Below are 17,400 nucleotides of genomic sequence, written 5' to 3'. Positions count from 1 at the left end.
ATACATCATTAAAGTCTCAGATAAAGGAAGACCGTATGCTTGACGCACAAACCATCGCTACAGTTAAAGCCACCATTCCCCTGCTGGTTGAAACAGGTCCGAAGCTGACCGCCCATTTCTACGATCGCATGTTTACGCATAACCCAGAGCTGAAAGAAATTTTCAACATGAGTAACCAGCGTAATGGCGATCAGCGCGAAGCGCTGTTTAACGCGATTGCCGCGTATGCCAGCAATATCGAAAACCTGGCGGCGCTGTTGCCAGCGGTTGAGAAAATCGCGCAGAAGCATACCAGCTTCCAGATTAAACCAGAGCAGTACAACATCGTGGGTGGTCATTTGCTGGCAACGCTGGACGAAATGTTCAGCCCAGGCCAGGAAGTCCTGGATGCGTGGGGTAAAGCGTATGGTGTACTGGCGAACGTTTTCATCAACCGTGAAGCGCAAATCTATAGCGAAAATGCCAATAAAAATGGCGGCTGGGAAGGTACTCGACCTTTCCGTATCGTGGCAAAAACGCCGCGAAGCGCGCTTATCACCAGCTTTGAGTTTGAGCCTGTCGACGGTGGCGCGGTAGCTGAATATCATCCGGGGCAATACCTGGGCGTCTGGCTGAAGCCGGAAGGTTTCCCGCATCAGGAAATTCGTCAGTACTCACTGACCCGTAAACCTGATGGCAAAGGCTATCGGATTGCCGTTAAGCGTGAAGACGGTGGTCAGGTTTCCACCTGGCTGCACAATCATGCGAATGTTGGCGACGTTGTTCACTTAGCCGCACCTGCGGGCGATTTCTTTATGGATGTCGCGACTAATACCCCTGTGTCTCTGATTTCCGCAGGCGTAGGTCAGACCCCAATGCTGGCGATGCTGGATACGCTGGTGAAAGCAAACCATGCGGCGCAGGTTAACTGGTTCCATGCGGCTGAAAACGGTGATGTCCATGCCTTCGCCGATGAAGTGAATGAACTCGGCAAAACGCTGCCGCGCTTTAGCGCACACACCTGGTATCGCGAGCCAACCGAAGCTGATCGCGCGAAAGGTGCGTTTGATAGTATAGGTCTGATGGATCTGAATAAACTGGAAGGCGCAATCAGCGACCCGGCGATGCAGTTTTATCTGTGCGGTCCGGTTGGCTTTATGCAGTTTGCCGCAAAGCAGCTGGTTGGTCTGGGCGTAAAAAACGAGAACATTCATTACGAATGTTTCGGCCCACATAAAGTTCTGTAATTACGTTATGCCTGATGGCGCTGCGCTTCTCAGGCCTACGAGATATTGTAGGCCTGAGAAGGTGTTTACACCGCCATTCGGCAAGCACGGCGCGGCTTAGATTGCCGCGTCGTCTTCTTCACCGGTACGAATACGAATAACGCGAGCCACGTCAAAGACAAAAATCTTACCGTCACCGATTTTGCCGGTCTGGGCGGTACGAATAATGGTGTCGACGCAGGTATCTACGATGTCGTCGGTAACCACAATTTCAATTTTTACTTTCGGCAGAAAATCCACCATATATTCCGCGCCGCGGTACAGCTCGGTATGGCCTTTCTGACGGCCAAAGCCTTTGACCTCTGTTACAGTCATACCGGTAATGCCAACTTCGGCCAGCGCTTCGCGGACGTCGTCCAGCTTGAAGGGTTTAATAATCGCATCAATCTTTTTCATGCTATTCCTTGAAAAGGTCGCCTGTCTTTTGATCGGATAAACGTAACATAATCCGGAAAACTATTCTTTGAAATCGTTTGCATCTAACTCATGGCGAGAAAGCAACTTGTAGAACTCAGTGCGGTTGCGCCCAGCCATTCGCGCCGCATGGGTCACATTACCCTTGGTAATTTGCAGCAGCTTACGCAGGTAATTGAGTTCAAACTGATTACGCGCCTCAACAAAGGTCGGCAGCGCGGTGTTCTCCCCTTCCAGTGCCTGCTCCACCAGCGCATCGCTGATCACCGGGGAAGAGGTCAACGCGACGCACTGTTCAATCACGTTGACCAACTGACGCACGTTGCCCGGCCAACTGGCGGTCATTAACCGCTTCATGGCATCGGTTGAAAAGGCGCGCACGAACGGTTTATGTCGTTCAGCAGACTGGCGTAGCAGATGGTTTGCCAGCAGCGGAATATCTTCCGTACGTTCGGCCAGTGCCGGGATCTTCAGACTCACCACGTTGAGGCGATAGTACAAATCCTCGCGAAATTCTCCCCGCGCCATGGCTTTGGGTAAATCGCGGTGCGTCGCGGAAACTATCCTCACATCAATGTCGATATCGCGGTTACTTCCCAGCGGTCTGACTTTTCGTTCCTGCAACACGCGCAGTAATTTAACCTGCAACGGTGCCGGCATATCGCCAATCTCATCGAGAAACAGCGTCCCACCTTCCGCAGCCTGAAACAGCCCTTCACGATTACTCACCGCGCCGGTAAAAGCGCCGCGCGCATGGCCAAACAGTTCAGACTCCAGCAATTGTTCCGGCAACGCGCCGCAATTAATGGCAATAAAGGGTTTGTGGCTACGCGGGCTGGCGTTGTGAATCGCCTGAGCAAAAACTTCTTTCCCGGTCCCACTTTGGCCGTTGATGAGTACACTAACGTCCGACTGTGCCACCATTCGCGCCTGTTCCAACAAACGCAGCATCAGCGGACTGCGGGTGACAATGGACTCACGCCAGCTATCATCAGTAGCAGGCGCAGACTGTTCCAGCGCCCCGTCAATTGCGTGGTATAACGCGTCTTTATCGACCGGTTTGGTGAGAAAACTGAAGACCCCTTGCTGCGTCGCCGCTACGGCGTCAGGAATGGAGCCGTGAGCGGTGAGGATAATAACCGGCATTCCCGGCTGTACTTTCTGGATTTCCGTAAACAGCTGCATGCCGTCCATTTCATCCATGCGCAGATCGCTAATGACCAGATCCACTTTTTCGCGATTCAGTACCCGTAGCCCTTCCTGCCCGCTTTCCGCAGTCACGACGCTGTAACCTTCGCTGGTCAGTCGCATACCGAGTAATTTCAACAGCCCCGGATCATCATCCACCAGCAGCAAATGCGCGGGCTTACGGCTTATCATGGCGTTACCTCATCGGCAGGCGGCGTGGCACCGTCCTCGTTATCAGGTGTAGTGAGTTTATCGTTCCCGTGCGGCGCATCAGGATTGTAGTTACCGGCGGGTTTGCGCGTGGAAAGCTGGCGCTCAATATCGGTCAGATTCTCCAGCTTGCGGGTCGTAAGATCGAGCTGGGACTGCAAATGCTGTTGCTGCTGACGCAGCGTATCGAGCTCGCTGTCTGACGCCTGCTGGAGCTTACTGTAACGCATGCGTTCTTCAACAAGCTGTAATTGCAACAGTTGGTTACGAAACCAGGCCTGATAAAGCGGTCGAACCTGAGTCGGAATTTGTGGACTTAACGCATCGAGACGCGTAACTGCCTCCTGCCGTTCAGGCGGGGTAATACGGGCGTTATCAAGCAGGATCCCGCGTTTGAAAGCGCCCTGCCAGGTATCCGTGAGTTGAGCACTGGCCTCACTGCGCGCCTGCACAGGCATCATGCGATCGGCGCAATCCATCGCCCGCAGCCAATACAGCGGGTTGGTATCCGTGGACTGACCCGTTAGCGACCAGATATCCGCACACTCGGTTGCAAGGTAGTCAGCAAGTTGATGAGGTGGAATTTTCTCCTGCGAGGGATCGCCGATGATATGATTCACCGCGTTCGGAACGCAGCCAACCAGCACCAGACACGGCAGGCTTGCGAGGATAACGCGACGGAAAAAATGTCGTTTAAGCATTCTGACAACAACGTAAGGCATACTCACCAGACTTAGGTTTATTTTAGTGATTTTTCGCAGCAGCTAGCGGCAGTTCTATGCGAAAACAAACGTTTTGCGCATGGTCATCAACCAGATACAGTTTGCCCCGCATACGGCGGATGCAATCTCTGGCAATGCTCAGCCCCAACCCGCTTCCTTTTACCGCCCCTTTTCGCTGATGGCTCCCCTGGAAAAAAGGCTCGAAGATCATGGTCTGTTCTGCTTCTGGGATCGGTGTGCCGGTATTCATTACATCAATATATACCGTTGAGCCATGCAAACTGCTGCGGATCCAAATGTTACCGGATTCAGCGCCGTAGTGCACCGCATTGGAATAAAGATTGTCCAGCACGCTCATTAATAGCATCGGCTCTGCCAGGCAGGCGTTCACCGCAAGCGCAACATCAGTATGGATCATTTTGGCGCGGGCGGGCAGGCTATGCGCAGAAACCACGTTTTCCACCAGCGGGGCGATTTCTACACTTTCAAGCTCAACCTCGTCATCCGCCAGCTTGCGGTTGTAATCGAGAAGCTGCTCAATCAGTTTTTGCAGATTGCGGCTGCTGTCATCGAGAATACCGACCACCTCTTTTTGCTCCGGTGTTAACGGGCCCACTACCTGATCGGCCAGCAATTCGGTACCTTCGCGCATACTCGCCAGCGGTGTTTTCAGCTCATGAGAAAGATGGCGTAAAAACTGATGCCGCTGCGACTCAAGCCAGGAAAGACGTTCGCTCAGCCAGATAATACGCTGCCCCACGGATCGCAGCTCACGGGGCCCGGTAAATAACACGCTATCACCCAGCGAGCGCCCTTCTCCCAGACGGTTGATCATCCGTTCGATACCCTTCACCGGACCGATAATCATGCGGGTAAACAGCAGCACCATTGCCAGGCTAACGAGAAACAGCACCAGCGCCTGCCAGCCGAAGAACTGACCTCGCTCGGCTATCTCCTGCTGTAGTTGCTGTCCACGAGAAAAGACGACAGTCCGCGTCGCTTGTACCATCTCAGTATTGGCATTGGCGAACGCTTCCAGCCGCGCGGCCGCCACGCTGTCAGGACCACTGTTACGACACTGCAACTGCGCGAGATCGTTGATGTCCTGGCGTAACGCCTGATAGAGCCGGTTATCCGGCAACACGCCTGCATGCGCATCCAGCATGTCGCTGTAGCGTTTACGTTGACTCTGGTAAACCTTAGCTAACGTTGGGTCATCAAGTACACAGTATTGGCGGTAGCTACGCTCCATCTCAAGGGCAGCATTGGTCATCGCTTCACTGCGTCTGGCGTCAATCAGCGTCGTTCGGTTCGTCAGAGCCGCCTGCGCGCTCAGGGCATTCAGGCTTTGCCACGCCTGCCAGGCCAAAACTAACAACGGCAACAGGATAAGCAAAAATGCCAACGTCACCAGTTGACGTAAAGATCGGGGAAAAACTGACCAGCGCTTCAAGGCGTTACTCTCAATGGACAGGAATAGGTTGATGCTAACTGAGGGAAACGCCAGATACAACAAAGCCGGGATTAACCCGGCTTTGTTGTGGAATAAGGCGGTGCCTAACTCGACGTTTCGCCCGAAGGTTGATATAGCTACGCTAATATCAGATGTTGGACGGCAGGCACCTTGTTGTGCGTCATTCGAAGTTTATGTAGCACGTCCCGAAGGGGCTGACATAAGAAGGTGAATGAGCCACTGATTAATATTATGCAGCATCTGTGCCAATATTCAAAACATTTTATTAACACAATGATATATATAGAAAATATCATTATTTATCTGAAAAATGATATTGTCCGTTTTTTACCCATACCGTCGCCAATCAGCAACACCTGTAGCACTTAAAAACAAATTCATTGTAAATCATATAATTAAATGTCTCTTTTTGGCGACACTCCAACCCCGCCAATGTCGGGATTTCGAGACACATTAATTCTGTGCCATAAGCGCTGAGGTATTGCCGGATGACGGCGTGAACGCCTTAATTGGTCTGCGCCATAAAAAAAGCCCCTCACGAAGAGGGGCTTAATGATTACAGGCTAATTAACCCAACTGTTTACGCGCGTTACGGAAAATGCGCATCCACGGGCTGTCCTCACCCCAGTTTTCCGGGTGCCAGGAGTTACTCACGGTACGGAACACGCGTTCCGGGTGCGGCATCATAATGGTAACGCGACCATTTTCCGTGGTAACAGCGGTAATACCGTTCGGCGAACCGTTCGGGTTAGCCGGGTAGGTCTCGGTCACCTTACCGAAATTATCAACATAGCGCAGGGCCACCAGACCTTTGCTCTCGAGCTGAGCCAGATGCGCACCGTCACGCACTTCCACACGACCTTCGCCGTGAGAAACGGCAATCGGCATCATCGAACCCACCATATCGGCAAGCAGTAAAGACGGGCTTTGCGTCACTTCAACCAAACTGAAGCGGGCTTCAAAACGATCGGAGTGATTGCGTACAAAGCGCGGCCACAGGTCGCTTCCCGGGATCAGCTCACGCAGGTTAGACATCATCTGGCAACCGTTACACACCCCGAGCGCCAGCGTTTGCGGGCGATGGAAGAAGGTTTCGAACTCATCACGCACGCGGTTGTTGAACAGAATTGACTTCGCCCAACCTTCCCCTGCGCCGAGCACATCGCCGTAAGAGAAGCCGCCGCAGGCTACCAGCGCCTGGAAATTCCCCAGGCCGATGCGTCCCCCCAGCAGATCGCTCATGTGTACATCAATAGAGTCAAAGCCCGCACGGTGGAAAGCTGCCGCCATTTCGACATGGGAGTTAACGCCCTGCTCGCGCAGCACGGCCACTTTCGGACGCGCGCCAGTGGCGATGTACGGAGCAGCAACGTCTTCATTGATATCAAATGACAGTTTAACGTTAAGCCCAGGGTCGGCATCGTTGGTTTTAGCGTCGTGTTCCTGATCGGCACACTCCGGGTTGTCGCGCAGACGCTGCATCTGCCAGGTGGTTTCCGCCCACCACATACGCATCGTGGTGCGGCTTTCGCTGAACACCGCATGACCGTCAGCTTCAACCACGAAGCGGTCGCCCTGCACGGCTTTCCCCAGATAGTGCACGCAATCGGCCAGGCCATGTTGAGCCAGCAACGCCTCAACCGCTTCACGATCAGCTGCGCGAACCTGAATCACCGCGCCAAGCTCTTCGTTAAACAGCGCAGCCAGACGATCGTCACCCAGAGAGTGGATATCAGCTTCAATACCGCAGTGACCGGTGAAGGCCATTTCCGCCAGCGTAACCAGCAGCCCGCCGTCTGAACGGTCGTGGTAGGCCAGCAGCTTACGCTGTGCCACCAGCGCCTGAATGGCGTCGTAGAAGCCTTTCAGTTGCTCAACGTTACGCACATCAGCAGGCTTATCGCCCAGTTGACGGTAAACCTGCGCCAACGCTGTTGCACCCAGCGCGTTGTGACCAAGACCAAGGTCAATCAGCAACAGGGCATTGTCTTCAGTAAAAAGCTGCGGGGTAATCGTGTGGCGCACGTCTTCCACGCGGGCAAAGGCGGTGATCACCAGCGACAGCGGCGAGGTCATTTCACGCTGTTCGTTGCCTTCCTGCCAGCGGGTTTTCATCGACATAGAGTCTTTGCCCACCGGAATGGTCAGGCCAAGCGCCGGACATAATTCTTCCCCAACGGCTTTTACCGCTTCGTACAGTCCGGCGTCTTCGCCAGGGTGACCCGCAGCAGCCATCCAGTTAGCCGACAGTTTAATGCGTTTGATATCGCCAATCTGCGTTGCCGCAATGTTGGTCAGCGCCTCACCTACAGCCAGACGCGCAGAGGCAGAGAAGTCGAGCAATGCGACTGGCGCGCGCTCGCCAAGAGACATCGCTTCACCGTAGTAGCTATCAAGGCTTGCGGTAGTGACCGCGCAGTTGGCGACCGGGATCTGCCATGGCCCCACCATCTGGTCACGCGCGACCATGCCGGTAACGGTACGGTCGCCGATGGTCACAAGGAACGTTTTTTCAGCAACAGTCGGCAGATGCAGCACACGGTTAACCGCATCTGCAATCGAGATTTCGCCACGATTCAGGGCATCGCCTTTGGCTTTCAGCGTCTGCACATCGCGGGTCATTTTCGGCGTTTTGCCCAACAGCACATCGAGCGGCATGTCGATCGGCTGATTGTCGAAGTGGCTATCGCTCAGTGTCAGATGCTGTTCTTCGGTGGCTTCACCGATCACCGCATACGGCGCGCGCTCGCGCTTACACAGTTCGTCAAACAGCGGTAGCTGGTCAGCGGCAACCGCCAGCACATAACGCTCCTGGGATTCGTTACACCAGATTTCCAGCGGGCTCATGCCCGGTTCGTCGCTGAGGATATCGCGCAGCTGGAACTTACCGCCGCGACCACCATCGCTTACCAGCTCAGGCATGGCGTTTGACAGGCCGCCAGCGCCAACGTCATGGATAAACAGGATCGGGTTGGCATCGCCCATCTGCCAGCAGCGGTCGATAACTTCCTGGCAACGACGTTCCATTTCCGGGTTGTCACGCTGTACGGAGGCAAAGTCGAGGTCCGCATCAGACTGGCCGGAAGCCATAGAAGAGGCCGCACCCCCGCCAAGACCGATGTTCATTGCCGGCCCGCCGAGGACGATCAGCTTAGCGCCAACGACGATCTCGCCTTTCTGTACATGATCGGCACGGATGTTACCGATCCCGCCTGCCAGCATGATCGGTTTATGGTAACCGCGCAGTTCTTCGCCGTTGTGACTGTTAACCTTTTCTTCATAGGTGCGGAAATACCCCGTCAGCGCCGGGCGACCAAATTCATTATTAAACGCCGCGCCGCCCAGTGGCCCTTCGGTCATGATATCGAGCGCGGTAACAATACGGTCCGGCTTACCAAAATCTTCTTCCCATGGTTGTTCAAAGCCTGGAATACGCAGGTTGGAAACGGAGAAACCCACCAGCCCTGCTTTCGGTTTTGCACCACGACCGGTAGCCCCCTCGTCGCGGATTTCGCCGCCGGAGCCGGTTGCCGCACCCGGCCACGGAGAGATAGCCGTCGGATGGTTGTGGGTTTCTACCTTCATCAGGATGTGGGCTGGCTCCTGATGGAAATCGTAGCGGCCGGTTTTGTGGTCGGCAAAGTAACGACCCACTTCAGAACCTTCCATTACCGCAGCGTTGTCCTTATAGGCAGACAGCACGTGGTCCGGCGTAGTTTCGAAGGTATTTTTGATCATCTTGAACAGCGACTTCGGCTGCTGTTTACCATCGATAATCCAGTCGGCGTTAAAAATCTTGTGGCGGCAGTGCTCGGAGTTTGCCTGCGCAAACATGTACAGTTCAATGTCGTTCGGGTTGCGTCCCAGTTTGGTGAACGCATCCTGCAGATAGTCGATTTCGTCTTCCGCCAGCGCCAGGCCCAGACGCAGGTTAGCGTCGATCAGTGCCTGGCGTCCCTCACCCAGCAGATCAACGCTTAAGACCGGTGCTGGCTGATGATGTACAAACAGCTTTTCGGCATCGTTCAGTGCTGGGAAAACCGTTTCCATCATGCGGTCGTGCAGTTCATCGGCAACCATCTGCCACTGCTCAGCGGTCAACGTAGAGGCCTCAACATACCAGGCAATGCCACGTTCCAGGCGGCTAATCTGCTGCAGGCCGCAGTTGTGGGCAATATCAGTCGCTTTAGAAGACCACGGGGAGATGGTGCCAGGGCGAGGCGTAACCAGCAGCAGTTTGCCTTCAGGGGCGTGGCTGTGAAGAGCAGGACCATATTTCAGCAGACGTGCTAGTTGTGCGTGCTCGTCCTCATTCAGCGGTGCATTCAGATCGGCAAAATGGACGTACTCGGCGTAAATATTGTGGACCTGGAGGTTGGCAGCCTGAAAACGTGCCAGCAGTTTGTTAATACGGAATGCAGACAGTGCAGGTGAACCACGCAGAATTTCCATCATAAGTCTCTCGTCTTCTAAGCTTTCGGTGTGCCCAAGTGGGGGAAACGGGCGTCATTATAAAGAATCTGGTGCGCCGACGAAACCGTTTGCGTCGAAATAAAATCACGACCATTTCTTATCATCAAATGCGGTCTGGTTTCTGAATAAGTTGCCAACTGGCGCAAGTTTAAGCAAAATGCCGCTCATTAATGACGACTTCACTTCTTAATCAGCACCACAGCAGGCAGAGAAAACGTACGGTTCAGAGAATTAACTAATTGAAAAAATTAAAGATTAATTATCTGTTCATCGGCATATTAACGCTGTTGTTGGCAGCGGCCCTTTGGCCATCTATCCCCTGGTTCGGTAAAGCCGAAAATCGTATCGCCGCCATTCAGTCGCGGGGAGAGCTGCGCGTCAGTACCCTCGACTCGCCGTTAACTTACGCAACCCTCAACGGCAAAAAATTCGGTCTGGATTATGAACTGGCCCAGGCGTTCGCCAACTACCTGGGCGTGAAGTTAAACGTCACAGTGCGCCAGAACATTAGCCAGCTTTTCGACGACCTGGATAACGGTAATGCCGATCTGTTAGCCGCAGGTCTGGTCTATAACAGCGAGCGGGTAAAAAATTACCAGCCAGGACCGACCTACTATTCAGTTTCACAACAGTTGGTGTATCGGGTTGGACAATACCGCCCGCGCACGCTCGCCACCGTGAACGAAAGCCAACTGACTATCGCCCCAGGACATGTGGTGGTTAACGATCTCCAACAGCTAAAAGAGAAAAAATTCCCCGAGCTGAGCTGGAAGGTCGATGACAAAAAAGGGACCACTGAACTGCTTGATGATGTTATCGCCGGAAAGCTGGATTACACCATTGCCGATTCCGTCGCCATCAGTTTATACCAGCGCGTTCATCCTGAGCTGGCCGTGGCGCTGGACGTTTCCGACGAACAACCGGTGACCTGGTTTAGTCGTCTGGACAATGACAACACGCTGTCTGCCGCGCTGTTGGATTTCTTTAATACCATGAATGAAGATGGTTCTCTGGCGCGGCTGGAAGAGAAGTATCTTGGGCATGGCGATGATTTTGACTATGTTGATACCCGCACCTTTTTGCGTGCTGTAGACAGCGTATTGCCGGACCTCAAGCCGCTCTTTGAGAAGTATGCGCAGGAGATAGACTGGCGACTGCTCGCCGCAATATCCTATCAGGAGTCGCACTGGGATGCGCAGGCCACATCCCCGACTGGGGTACGCGGGCTGATGATGCTGACCAAAAATACCGCCCAGAGTCTCGGGCTAACTGACCGTACCGATGCAGAACAGAGCATCAGCGGCGGCGCGCGGTATTTGCAGGATATGATGAGTAAAGTGCCGGATACCGTTCCCGAAGGGGAACGTATCTGGTTTGCGCTCGCGGCCTACAACATGGGTTATGCGCACATGCTGGATGCCCGGGCGCTGACGGTGAAAACAAAAGGCAATCCGAACAGCTGGTCCGACGTAAAACAGCGACTGCCACTACTCAGCCAAAAGCCGTATTACAGCAAGTTGACCTATGGCTATGCGCGTGGTCACGAAGCCTACGCTTATGTGGAAAATATCCGTAAATACCAGATTAGCCTGGTGGGGTATCTGCAGGAGAAAGAAAAACAGGCGCAGGAAAAAATGCAACTGGCTCAGGATTATCCGGCGGTGTCACCGGCTGAGCTGGTGGGTAAAGATAAATTTCCGCTTTCAGCCTTTCTGACTCAGACATCGTCAAACTACCTGTCGCACTCCCCTTCGCTGCTGTTTTCAGCACAAAAGAAAGAGGATAAGTAGCCTGATTGGTATTTACTGATTGGCGGATTTTTTCAACGCTTTGATCTCCTGCCTACGCATGCGGAAGAAATCACTGAGCAGCGTGGCGCATTCATCCCGTAACACGCCTTCGGTCACTTCAACCCGATGATTCATTCCTGGGTGATGCAGCACATCCATTAATGACCCGGCAGCGCCCGTTTTCGCATCGCGTGCGCCAAAAACCACCCGGCCGATACGACTATGGACCATCGCGCCTGCGCACATCACGCACGGCTCCAGAGTGACGTACAGCGTGGCATCTAACAGACGGTAGTTTTGCAGTACCAGGCCCCCCTGACGCAGCGCCATAATTTCAGCGTGAGCAGTCGGATCATGGTGGCCGATCGGACGGTTCCAGCCTTCGCCAATCACGCGGTTGTTATGCACCAATACTGCACCCACCGGAACTTCACGCTCATCCCAGGCGCGCTTAGCCAGCGTTAAAGCATGACGCATCCAGTATTCGTGGCTAAATTCAACTTCAGACAAAGGGGTTACTCCACCAATAAAAGCGGGCGCATTATACACAGACGCTATCGTTTACTCTATTCGAGTTGTTGCAGCTCTCCGCGCGGCGTGACGCGCCAGCGATGCTGGCAAAAAGAGAGCAACGGATTGTCCTGCTTACTGTCGCTGTAGCCGCTGTAAAGAGACAGCGGTGCGCCAATCTGCCGCTCCAGTTGAGTCACTTTCTCATGGCCGAGGCAGCGCAGCGTCAGCACCCACCCGCCGTATCCCCGCGCCATTTTGCTGGCAATCAAATTGACACGCGGTAGCCACGGCGTGTCGAAGTAAACCTGCTCGACCAGTGACTGCGGAGAGCCGGTGATAAGCCAGATGTCAGCATCAGAGCTTAACAGGTAGGTTGTCAGGCGCTGCTGAACGAGCGGAAACGCCGTCACATTACTGCGAAACCAGCGTACAAAGTCGGACTGATGCGCTTTCAGACGCGCCTCGCTGCGACCAAAAGTGCATCCCCACAACAGCAGACTCATTGGCCAGCGGGCGGCACGCCCTTGAATCAGCAATGCCAGCGCAATCACCGGTAGCAGAGGCAGCACCAGCAGCGCGTTCAGCGGCTGACGACGTAGCAGATAACGTATGAAACTACCGAACATATCCTGCTGGTGTAACGTGCCATCCAAATCAAAAAAAACAACGCGGCGCGGGTGATTGGTCAAACCTTAGTCCTCTGGATCGTTGAACCCCAATAGCCAGGTAAACAGGAACCCGGCAATAACTGCTACCAGATAGCCTAACAGATAGAACATCACTTTTCCGGCAACAATCGTCAGTGCCAGCGGTAATCCTGAGATACCAAAGGTGATAACCGTCGCCACCTTCCAGTAGCTAATCAGCGCTCCGCCTACCGCACCGCCAAGGCAGGCACCGATAAACGGTCTACCTAACGGCAGCGTGACGCCAAAAATCAGCGGCTCGCCAACGCCCAGCAGTCCAACCGGCAGCGCGCCTTTGATCACTTTTTTAAGCCGTGCGTTACGGGTTTTCATCAGCACGGCAATGGAAGCTCCAATTTGCCCGACGCCAGCCATCGCCAGGATAGGAAAGAGCGCGTTATAACCATGCGCCTGTACCAGTTCAACGTGGATCGGCACCAATCCCTGATGAAGTCCGGTGAGCACCAACGGCAGGAAAGTCCCAGCCAGTACGGCCCCCACCAGAAAACCGCCGCGATCAATAGCCCAGGATGCGCCATGAGCAATAGATTCAGAAATCCAGCCGCCAAGTGGTTGCAGCGCAACAATCGCGATGGCCCCGGTGATAATGGTGGTCAGCAGTGGGTTTAGGATCAGCTCCAGCGATTCTGGCAACAGCTCACGGAATTTGCGTTCTATCCAGCACATCAACGCAACCACCAGCAGTACCGCGATCACCCCGCCGCGTCCCGGCTGCAACGCTTCGCCAAACAGCGTGATTTGTGCCAGTTGCGGACTGGAGAGGATCCCCGCCATCACCCCGCCCATCGCCAGAGAACCGCCGAATACTTTGGCGGTATTCACCCCGACCAGAATATTCATGATGGCAAACACGGCGCTGCCAAATATTCCCATCAGCCCAAGCATATTTGGATAGTGGGTCGCAAAATCCCCGACGATATCCGGTCGCTTAAGAATGTTAATAATGCCGGTGATCAAACCAGAAGCGATAAAAGCTGGAATAAGAGGGATAAAGACGTTCGCCAACTTACGCAGCGCATCGCTCATGGGCGCTTTGTACTTCGCTTTGGCCTCTGACTTCGTGCGCTCGATATCATTCGTATCTCTGCCTTCGCCGCCATCAGCAATCAGAGAGCGCATAGCATCCACCACCTTGGCCGCTTTACCGGGGCCGACAATGATCTGGTGCTGCGCGCCCTGCTTCACGTAGCCGCTGACGCCGGGCAGTTGCCTGAGACGAGGGATATCGAGCAGCCCGTCATCCTGAACTTCAACCCTGACGCGGGTCATACAGTTTTCCAGACGCAGAATATTTTTCTCTCCGCCAACGCCCAGCAGAATATCGCTGGCCAGCACCGCCGTCTTATCCATATACACCTCTTAGTGTTCTAACGCCGCGCGTAAAAAACCCTGGTGAGCGGCAAGCTTTTCGCGAGCGGCAGCGGCGTCCAGGCCGGTGAGCGCCATTAAAATAGCCGGCTTAACGTCAAAATCAGTCTGCTTTAGCAACGCTTGCGCCTGTTCACGCGCAATGCCCGTGGCTTCAACCACCATACGGCACGCACGATCGACCAGTTTGACGTTGGTTGCCTGCATATCCACCATCAGGTTCTGATAAACCTTACCGAACTTCACCATCGCTCCGGTGGAGATCATATTGAGCACCAGCTTTTGCGCGGTACCGGATTTCAGTCGCGTTGACCCCGTCAGCGCCTCCGGACCCACCACCGGGGAAATAGCGATATCCGCTTCATGTGCAATTGGTGAATCCGGATTGCAGGAAATAGCCGCCGTCGTACAACCTACCGTACGCGCATATTTCAGTCCGCCAATCACATACGGCGTACGACCTGAAGCCGCCAGACCAACGACCATATCCTGTGCGGTGAGATTGATCGCGCGCAGATCGTCTTCACCTAGCTGTGGGTTATCTTCCGCACCCTCAACCGCCTTCAGCAGCGCGCCCGGCCCCCCGGCAATCAACCCAACCACCAGACCGTGCGGAACGCCGAAAGTCGGTGGGCATTCAGATGCATCCAGCACCCCAAGACGCCCGCTGGTACCCGCCCCCATGTAAATAATGCGGCCACCTGCTTTTAGCGCGTTAGCTGCCGCATCGACCGCGCACGCAACTTGAGGCAGAGTTGCTTTTACTGCTTCGGCTACCAGCGTATCCTGTTGATTAAAACGATGAACCAACTCCAGCGTGGAGAGCGCATCCAGGTCCATGGTCTGTGGATTGCGGGTTTCTGAAACTAATGCACCGAGATTCATTTTTTGGTCCTTAGGAATTTTTAATTCATAATAATCTGCCATAATGGAATATTATATTCATCAAGGCGAATGAAATTTTGTTTTGTAATCGCCATCACGTTTTCGCCAGGAGACAGCATGAACTGTTTAATTCGCATTCGTCAGCGTTACCCAGACCTCGCGCAGAGCGATAAAAAACTTGCGGATTATCTCCTTGCCCAGCCGGATAGTGCGCGGCATCTCAGTTCGCAGCAGTTGGCCGCGGAGGCGGGCGTCAGCCAGTCCAGCGTGGTGAAGTTCGCGCAAAAGATGGGTTTTAAAGGATTTCCTGCACTCAAACTAGCGATTAGCGAAGCGCTGGCCAGCAACCCTAACCCCCACTCCATTCCGGTGCATAATCAGATTCGCGGTGACGACCCTATGCGTCTGGTGGGAGAAAAGTTGATTCAGGAGAACGTGGCGGCGATGCATGCGACGCTGGACGTCAACAGCGAAGAGAAACTGATGGAGAGCGTCATGATGCTGCGCTCAGCCCGGCGCATTATCGTGACCGGGATTGGCGCATCGGGTCTGGTGGCACAGAATTTTGCCTGGAAGCTGCTGAAAATTGGTTTTAACGCGGTGGTTGAACGCGATATGCACGCCCTGTTGGCGGCAGTGCAGGCGCTTTCGCCCAACGATCTGCTGCTGGCCATTTCGTATACCGGCGAACGCCGTGAGCTCAACCTGGCTGCGGACGAAACATTGCGCACCGGAGCCAAAATTCTCGCCGTCACCGGATTTACACCGAACGCCCTGCAGCAACGGGCAACTCATTGTTTGTATACGATTGCTGAGGAGCAGGCTACGCGCAGCGCAGCGATTTCCTCTACGCATGCGCAAATGATGCTGACTGATTTATTGTTTATGGCACTGGTACAGCAGGATCTTGAGCACGCTCCGGAACGCATTCGCCACAGCGAAGCACTGGTAAAAAAACTGGTCTGAGCAAAGAATGCGCGTATAATGCCCGCCCGATTTGTGATGTTTTGAGAGTTTCCTGATGGCCCTGTTAATCACTAAAAAGTGTATCAATTGCGATATGTGCGAGCCCGAATGCCCGAATGAGGCAATTTCGATGGGTGACAGCATTTACGAGATTAACAGTGACAAATGTACGGAATGCGTAGGCCATTACGACACGCCAACCTGCCAGAAGGTGTGCCCGATCCCCAATACTATTTTGAAAGATCCGGCACATATCGAAACGGAAGAGCAGCTGTGGGATAAGTTTGTCCTGATGCATCACGCAGACAAACTTTAACTCTCAATAATCACCGTAGCGCAGGCGTAGTGACGCTCATCAGCCAGCGTCACATGCATATGTGCGACACCGAGTTTTTCCGCCAGTTTTAACGCCTCTCCCCATAACCGCAAACGCGGCTTACCGAGTTCATCGTTAAAGACTTCAAACTGATTAAATGCCAGACCGTTGCGGATACCCGTCCCAAAGGCTTTTGCTGCCGCCTCTTTGACCGCAAAACGCTTCGCCAAAAAACGCACCGGCTGCTGATGCGTCTCCCAGATAGCCCATTCGTTGTCACTGAGCACACGTCTTGCCAGACGGTCGCCGGAACGGGAGATCACCGCCTCAATGCGGGCAATCTCCACGATATCCGTGCCTAATCCCAGAATCGCCATTAGCCACGCGCTTCCAGCATCAGACGTTTCATTTCGACAACTGCATCTTTCAGACCGCTCATCACCGCGCGTCCGATAATGGCATGTCCAATGTTCAGCTCGTGCATTTCCGGGATTCGCGCGATGGCTTTAACGTTATGGTATGTCAGGCCGTGACCTGCATTTACCTTCAGGCCAAGGCTGGCGGCAAAGGTTGCCGCTTTGGCGATACGCGCCAGTTCGCTGGCCTGTTCAGCGTCGGTTTTCGCATCGGCGTAACAGCCTGTGTGAATTTCGATATACGGCGCGCCGACTTCAGCAGCAGCCTTAATCTGCTCTTCATCGGCATCGATAAACAGCGAAACCAGAATGCCTGCGTCCGCCAGGCGTTTGCAGGCATCACGCATCTTATCTCGCTGGCCGGCGACGTCCAGACCACCTTCAGTAGTCACTTCCTGACGTTTTTCCGGCACCAGGCAGCAAAAATGCGGCTTAGTCTCAACGGCAATCTCCAGCATCTCTTCGGTGACCGCCATTTCCAGATTCATGCGCGTATCCAGCGTCTGGCGCAAAATACGTACGTCACGGTCGGTGATATGACGACGGTCTTCACGCAGGTGTACGGTAATACCATCCGCGCCCGCCTGTTCAACGATAAATGCCGCCTGAACCGGATCCGGATATGCGGTACCGCGTGCATTACGTAATGTGGCAATGTGGTCAATATTGACGCCTAACAGTAATTCAGCCATG

15 protein-coding genes are annotated in these 17,400 nt (G+C 54.0%); 4 read left to right on the top strand and 11 right to left on the bottom strand.

Translation table 11 applies throughout. The features are described from left to right. Positions 1–35 precede the first annotated feature (35 nt). Positions 36–1,226: an NO-inducible flavohemoprotein gene (hmpA, locus tag OGX99_RS14555; RefSeq protein ID WP_187258590.1), complete on the top strand. Its 1,191-nt coding sequence runs from the start codon at positions 36–38 to the stop codon at positions 1,224–1,226. 96 nt (positions 1,227–1,322) lie between these two features. On the opposite strand, the gene glnB is transcribed toward hmpA, so the two are convergent. The 5 genes from glnB to purL form a co-directional block, all read right to left on the bottom strand. Then, positions 1,323–1,661: a nitrogen regulatory protein P-II gene (gene glnB / locus OGX99_RS14550; protein ID WP_002914032.1), complete on the bottom strand. Its 339-nt coding sequence runs from the start codon at positions 1,659–1,661 to the stop codon at positions 1,323–1,325. 60 nt (positions 1,662–1,721) lie between these two features. Beyond that, the gene (gene glrR / locus OGX99_RS14545) at positions 1,722–3,056 is read right to left on the bottom strand and encodes a two-component system response regulator GlrR (protein ID WP_304502307.1); all 1,335 of its coding nucleotides are present in this window, start codon (positions 3,054–3,056) and stop codon (positions 1,722–1,724) included. Beyond that, positions 3,056–3,799: a two-component system QseEF-associated lipoprotein QseG gene (gene qseG, locus OGX99_RS14540; protein WP_286544007.1), complete on the bottom strand. Its 744-nt coding sequence runs from the start codon at positions 3,797–3,799 to the stop codon at positions 3,056–3,058. The genes glrR and qseG overlap by 1 nt, the downstream gene beginning before the upstream one ends. Before the next feature lie 22 nt (positions 3,800–3,821). Next, positions 3,822–5,252, bottom strand: a complete 1,431-nt coding sequence (gene qseE / locus OGX99_RS14535; protein WP_151224096.1) for a two component system sensor histidine kinase QseE/GlrK — start codon at positions 5,250–5,252, stop codon at positions 3,822–3,824. 588 nt (positions 5,253–5,840) lie between these two features. After that, a complete protein-coding gene (gene purL, locus OGX99_RS14530; RefSeq protein ID WP_286544004.1) occupies positions 5,841–9,728 on the bottom strand; it encodes a phosphoribosylformylglycinamidine synthase in 3,888 nt (1,295 codons plus the stop codon). Positions 9,729–9,985: 257 nt separating this feature from the next. Here purL and mltF point away from each other — a divergent pair, with 257 nt between their 5' ends. Continuing rightward, a complete protein-coding gene (mltF, locus tag OGX99_RS14525; protein WP_151217681.1) occupies positions 9,986–11,536 on the top strand; it encodes a membrane-bound lytic murein transglycosylase MltF in 1,551 nt (516 codons plus the stop codon). 12 nt (positions 11,537–11,548) lie between these two features. Here the strand turns inward: mltF and tadA are convergent, their stop codons facing one another. The 4 genes from tadA to murQ are packed head-to-tail and all read right to left on the bottom strand — an operon-like array spanning position 11,549 to position 15,009. Beyond that, positions 11,549–12,085: a tRNA adenosine(34) deaminase TadA gene (gene tadA / locus OGX99_RS14520; protein WP_072041501.1), complete on the bottom strand. Its 537-nt coding sequence runs from the start codon at positions 12,083–12,085 to the stop codon at positions 11,549–11,551. Positions 12,086–12,102: 17 nt separating this feature from the next. Continuing rightward, positions 12,103–12,738 (bottom strand): phosphatidylglycerophosphatase C, encoded by a 636-nt coding sequence (yfhb, locus tag OGX99_RS14515; protein ID WP_187253571.1) that lies wholly within the window; start codon positions 12,736–12,738, stop codon positions 12,103–12,105. A gap of 3 nt (positions 12,739–12,741) precedes the next feature. Then, positions 12,742–14,106 carry a PTS transporter subunit EIIC gene (locus OGX99_RS14510; protein ID WP_210904471.1) on the bottom strand — a complete coding sequence of 455 codons (1,365 nt, stop codon included), beginning with the start codon at positions 14,104–14,106 and terminating at the stop codon, positions 12,742–12,744. Positions 14,107–14,115: 9 nt separating this feature from the next. Further along, positions 14,116–15,009 (bottom strand): N-acetylmuramic acid 6-phosphate etherase, encoded by an 894-nt coding sequence (murQ, locus tag OGX99_RS14505; RefSeq protein WP_151217683.1) that lies wholly within the window; start codon positions 15,007–15,009, stop codon positions 14,116–14,118. Positions 15,010–15,126: 117 nt separating this feature from the next. Between murQ and OGX99_RS14500 the strand changes: the two genes are divergently transcribed. Both OGX99_RS14500 and OGX99_RS14495 read left to right on the top strand, forming a co-directional pair. After that, the gene (locus OGX99_RS14500; protein ID WP_151217684.1) at positions 15,127–15,975 is read left to right on the top strand and encodes a MurR/RpiR family transcriptional regulator; all 849 of its coding nucleotides are present in this window, start codon (positions 15,127–15,129) and stop codon (positions 15,973–15,975) included. A gap of 55 nt (positions 15,976–16,030) precedes the next feature. Next, positions 16,031–16,291, top strand: a complete 261-nt coding sequence (locus OGX99_RS14495) for a YfhL family 4Fe-4S dicluster ferredoxin (RefSeq protein ID WP_096756130.1) — start codon at positions 16,031–16,033, stop codon at positions 16,289–16,291. Here the strand turns inward: OGX99_RS14495 and acpS are convergent. Next, positions 16,288–16,668, bottom strand: coding sequence for a holo-ACP synthase (gene acpS / locus OGX99_RS14490; protein ID WP_003037588.1), 381 nt, complete (start codon positions 16,666–16,668; stop codon positions 16,288–16,290). The genes OGX99_RS14495 and acpS overlap by 4 nt on opposite strands. Continuing rightward, positions 16,668–17,399, bottom strand: coding sequence for a pyridoxine 5'-phosphate synthase (gene pdxJ, locus OGX99_RS14485; RefSeq protein ID WP_151217685.1), 732 nt, complete (start codon positions 17,397–17,399; stop codon positions 16,668–16,670). The genes acpS and pdxJ overlap by 1 nt, the downstream gene beginning before the upstream one ends. Between the last annotated feature and the right edge of the window lies 1 nt (position 17,400).

It is taken from the genome of Citrobacter sp. Cu096 (genome assembly GCF_030332285.1).
GTDB classification, from domain to species: Bacteria; Pseudomonadota; Gammaproteobacteria; order Enterobacterales; family Enterobacteriaceae; genus Citrobacter; species Citrobacter meridianamericanus.
Note: the sequence above shows the minus strand (reverse complement) of the source record. Positions and strands in the feature narration are given on the sequence as shown.

What these genes read in the sequence shown, in the direction of transcription:
- hmpA (WP_187258590.1), top strand. Translation starts at nt 36, where the DNA reads ATGCTTGACGCACAAACCATCGCTACAGTTAAAGCCACCATTCCCCTG.
- acpS (WP_003037588.1), bottom strand. Translation starts at nt 16,668, where the DNA reads ATGGCGATTCTGGGATTAGGCACGGATATCGTGGAGATTGCCCGCATT.
- OGX99_RS14495 (WP_096756130.1), top strand. Translation starts at nt 16,031, where the DNA reads ATGGCCCTGTTAATCACTAAAAAGTGTATCAATTGCGATATGTGCGAG.
- murQ (WP_151217683.1), bottom strand. Translation starts at nt 15,009, where the DNA reads ATGAATCTCGGTGCATTAGTTTCAGAAACCCGCAATCCACAGACCATG.
- qseG (WP_286544007.1), bottom strand. Translation starts at nt 3,799, where the DNA reads ATGCCTTACGTTGTTGTCAGAATGCTTAAACGACATTTTTTCCGTCGC.
- OGX99_RS14510 (WP_210904471.1), bottom strand. Translation starts at nt 14,106, where the DNA reads ATGGATAAGACGGCGGTGCTGGCCAGCGATATTCTGCTGGGCGTTGGC.
- glnB (WP_002914032.1), bottom strand. Translation starts at nt 1,661, where the DNA reads ATGAAAAAGATTGATGCGATTATTAAACCCTTCAAGCTGGACGACGTC.
- OGX99_RS14500 (WP_151217684.1), top strand. Translation starts at nt 15,127, where the DNA reads ATGAACTGTTTAATTCGCATTCGTCAGCGTTACCCAGACCTCGCGCAG.
- purL (WP_286544004.1), bottom strand. Translation starts at nt 9,728, where the DNA reads ATGATGGAAATTCTGCGTGGTTCACCTGCACTGTCTGCATTCCGTATT.
- pdxJ (WP_151217685.1), bottom strand. Translation starts at nt 17,399, where the DNA reads ATGGCTGAATTACTGTTAGGCGTCAATATTGACCACATTGCCACATTA.